Source organism: Microcystis sp. M53603_WE2 (genome assembly GCF_030065435.1).
The window spans coordinates 1-2781 of sequence record NZ_JASJFF010000393.1; the positions used below are offsets into that span (position 1 = coordinate 1).

A 2781-nucleotide genomic window follows, 5' to 3' on the forward strand; every position below is an offset into this window, starting at 1 on the left:
AAAAATTGCTCTAATGAAAATTTTTGCCAGTCTTCATCTTGCCAATTAGTATATTCTGAAATGTTGTTTGGCTCAGGGGAAATTAATCGGGTAAAGTTGGCAATTTTTTCAACAATGTCATCAGGTAATCGGTCAATCTGTTGGTGAAGTTCTTGACGAATTGTAGCAGACATAAGTTAAATTATTTGATTAAGGTGTAGAATGGATATTATTGATTATAACTCAGATATTGGGTGGTAATTTGGGAAAAAGTAATGTTGGGTTTCTACAAGAGCAGCGATCTGCTACGCAGTGCCTTCGGCATCGCACTCCTCATCCCCAAAAAGCGATCGCACTTGGCGTTCCTATCCCAAGCAGTGACAATTTTAAAGTTTAATCAACAAGATGACAGCGATCGCACTACAAGATCGGCATCTGTGATTGATGTACGGCGAAACTCATTTAATTCTTGTTGAGATAGGGGGAGACAGTCCGAATCTGCTTCGGCTGCTTTGTCAATTTCTTCCTCAGTCATTGCTTCAACTTTTTCCCAATCTGTCTTACCATGACTAACATTTTCGGGATCAAGTCTGACTCTGGTAATATTGTCGTCGTTCATTTTTATTGGCTCTCCTTGCTGAAATAATGCGGTATCTGCCGTTTCTTTTGGTATAGACGACCAATAAAACTACTTGATTAACTATACCGATTACTTGAATTCTAGTTTCATTATAATCACGTTTATCTTCTCTTTCCAGACAGTTGGGATCTAGAAAAATGTTTTTTGCATCTTCAAAATCAATTTTATGCTTGATCAAGTTGGCAGCAGCTTTATTATTGTCCCATTCTATCTCCATTTTATCGAGATTTTGTATCTAGTTCATAATATTTTGGATTATACATGATCGCCCTTTCCCATCATCAAAAAGCGATCACCAACTCCGAAACCTTGCTAACATAATAAAAAATCATATTCAATAAACCTCATCGTGAGTTCCAATATCAATTAGGTTGATCTCTTCTTCTTGGGTTTCAGGGTTTGATTCAAAATTGAAAATAATTCGACAATCATATTCAACAGAAAAAGCCCAAGCACCTGACAATTTCCCCTTTAGTTTATGGCTGCGTAATATTGGATTATAGAGATCGTCAGCGAGTAGTCTCAATTTGGCTTCTATTTTTGATTTTAAGTCGGGTTGTCGTTTAATCCTTGTTTTGAAAGCGCGTTTAAATGATTGGCTAAAAACCAAGTTAATCATTGTTTAGTTCGGCAATAATGGAATCAACATCTCCTCGAAAAACATTACCATTTTGATAGTCTTGTCGAGCTTGAGAAATATTTTGAGCAATTTGTTCTCGTCTTTTTTCGATTTGCCGATGTTTAACAATATTGATCAAGTCATCTTGTTCATCAAAAGAGAGATAGTCAATCATTTCTAAGATTTGACTAAATTGCATTGTTGGCGGCATTGTTACTTTCCCCTTTTTCAATACAGACTTTTATTTTACTCTGCTTGGGCAATAATGACATCCGCGATCGCGGATCGATGACAACTTTCCAACTCACAAAGAGAGATCGCCCCTCTTCATTCCCAAAAAGCGATCGCCCTTGGCGTTCCTATCCCAAGCAATGACAATTTCAGAGTTTAATCAAGAAGATAACAGCGATCGCACTGCATCAATGTGCATGGTGCGTTCCCAAAAATCGATCGCTGGAGCAGTAGGACTTGCATTAGGGAACGCACCCTACGGCGATAGCGATCGCCTCTCCTTATCCCCAAAAAGCGATCGCCCTTGGCGTTCCCATCCCAAGCAATGACAATTTTAAAGTTTAATCAACAAGATGACAGCGATCGCACTACAAGATCGGCAATCATAGTTCAATTCCATTGATCCAAATTTCATACTCGCTTATATCAACTTCATCATTCCAAACGATTCCGCTACCTGATGGATCAAGTTGAAAGTTTTTAAAGAAAGCATAGTTTTTAAGGGAAGAAAACATCGTTTTTTCTAGTAGATTTTCACAGTTATATTTTCTAGCTTGATGATTAGAAAAATGCACCAATAGAGTATAATTTTCAATGATTTCGGCTGATGTTATTTTGGGATAAAGCATTGTTTTATTTCAAAGGTGGTAATTTATTAAATTCTTGAGTGTTCCACATTTTCAATAATTCTGATTGATAGATTGTTGCCCATTCTACAACCATTTTTGTGGCTCTATTAGGTAAGTCTCCTTCAATGATTTCTAAGGTTTCCAGATTAAATAGGGCGTTATATTCTCCATAAATCGCATGAAAATGGGGAGGTGGATGATCGGCAAAAAAGATTTTAATGATAATTCCATAAAATCGAGTAATTTCTGGCATAAATCTATTTTTATAAGTCTTGCTTTATGACAAAAATATTATAACAAAGCTTGTTGGGTTTTGTTACCTCGACCTAAACGACAAGATCAGCAATCGCACTCCTCATCCCCAAAAAGCGATCGCCAGTGACGTTCCTATCCCAAGCAATGGCAGTTTTAAAGTTTAATCAAGAAGATTACGGCGATCGCACTACGTTCTTCGGCATCCCACTGACAGCTGCCATCAATGTGCATGGTGCGTTCCCAAAAATCGATCGCTGGAGTAGCAGGACTTGCATTAGGGAACGCACCCTAGGACTGAGTTATACATTGTTTTTCTTTGTCAGTTAAATCAATATATTCAGTTTGTATTCGTTTATTCTTGATTAGTATTCTAAAATAAGGACATTTCCCCTAAGTACAGGACAAAAAGCTTGAAAAGTAGGCGGGAG

General features: G+C 37.4%; 8 protein-coding genes. 2 read left to right on the forward strand and 6 right to left on the reverse strand.

The window, feature by feature from the left end; all coding sequences use genetic code 11:
* Positions 1–376: 376 nt before the first annotated feature.
* The 4 genes from PX481_RS08335 to PX481_RS08350 form a co-directional block, all read right to left on the reverse strand.
* On the reverse strand, positions 377–598 hold the full coding sequence (locus tag PX481_RS08335; protein WP_002757426.1) for a hypothetical protein: 222 nt from the start codon (positions 596–598) through the stop codon (positions 377–379).
* Positions 564–836: a BrnT family toxin gene (locus PX481_RS08340; protein ID WP_002757427.1), complete on the reverse strand. Its 273-nt coding sequence runs from the start codon at positions 834–836 to the stop codon at positions 564–566. Before PX481_RS08340 ends, PX481_RS08335 begins: the two co-directional genes overlap by 35 nt.
* Positions 837–953: 117 nt before the next feature.
* Entirely contained in the window at positions 954–1238 is a 285-nt protein-coding gene (locus PX481_RS08345) for a type II toxin-antitoxin system RelE/ParE family toxin (protein ID WP_043998863.1), read from the reverse strand.
* Positions 1231–1449 (reverse strand): hypothetical protein, encoded by a 219-nt coding sequence (locus PX481_RS08350; RefSeq protein WP_002757428.1) that lies wholly within the window; start codon positions 1447–1449, stop codon positions 1231–1233. Before PX481_RS08350 ends, PX481_RS08345 begins: the two co-directional genes overlap by 8 nt.
* Before the next feature lie 160 nt (positions 1450–1609).
* On the opposite strand from PX481_RS08350, the gene PX481_RS08355 reads away from it, so the two are divergent.
* The gene (locus PX481_RS08355) at positions 1610–1798 is read left to right on the forward strand and encodes a hypothetical protein (protein ID WP_288027826.1); all 189 of its coding nucleotides are present in this window, start codon (positions 1610–1612) and stop codon (positions 1796–1798) included.
* A 54-nt stretch (positions 1799–1852) separates the two neighbouring features.
* On the opposite strand, the gene PX481_RS08360 is transcribed toward PX481_RS08355, so the two are convergent.
* Both PX481_RS08360 and PX481_RS08365 read right to left on the reverse strand, forming a co-directional pair.
* Entirely contained in the window at positions 1853–2098 is a 246-nt protein-coding gene (locus tag PX481_RS08360; protein ID WP_002737254.1) for a DUF2442 domain-containing protein, read from the reverse strand.
* Positions 2099–2102: 4 nt separating this feature from the next.
* Positions 2103–2351, reverse strand: coding sequence for a DUF4160 domain-containing protein (locus tag PX481_RS08365; RefSeq protein WP_002736965.1), 249 nt, complete (start codon positions 2349–2351; stop codon positions 2103–2105).
* Positions 2352–2476: 125 nt separating this feature from the next.
* On the opposite strand from PX481_RS08365, the gene PX481_RS08370 reads away from it, so the two are divergent.
* Complete coding sequence (locus PX481_RS08370) at positions 2477–2680, forward strand: hypothetical protein (RefSeq protein WP_196219784.1); 204 nt, start codon at positions 2477–2479, stop codon at positions 2678–2680.
* Positions 2681–2781 lie beyond the last annotated feature (101 nt).